The organism is Bacillus sp. SIMBA_074, from assembly GCF_046534555.1.
GTDB lineage: Bacteria > Bacillota > Bacilli > Bacillales > Bacillaceae_G > Bacillus_A > Bacillus_A mycoides.
In genome coordinates, this window is the sequence record NZ_JAWRYM010000384.1 from 1 (window position 1) to 280 (window position 280).

Here is a 280-nt window from a genome sequence, read left to right on the forward strand (position 1 = left end):
GGAGTCGCTCGCCCCCGGCGTCGCCGCCAACGCCGCGATCTGCGTGGCGGCGGCGACGGCGTCCCACGTGACGGGGCTGCTCGGGCCCGCAGCGGTGGATGCGGACGGCAGCGCCCATCCCGGTCTCCCCTGGGCAGGATGCTCGGTCCTCCGCGCGACGCGGGAGCAGCTCGCGGTTATCCGCAGCAAGGCGGAGGCGGCGGACGGCGTCTTCGTCGCGGACATGCCGGCCGCGGCGCAGGAGACCCGCGTCTACGACGAGTACCTCGAGACGGTCGGC

At 75.7% G+C, this 280-nt stretch carries 1 protein-coding gene; it reads left to right on the forward strand.

The features are described from left to right. On the forward strand, positions 1-280 hold a 280-nt coding region (locus SB773_RS31260), incomplete at both ends, for a DUF2000 family protein (RefSeq protein WP_410594170.1).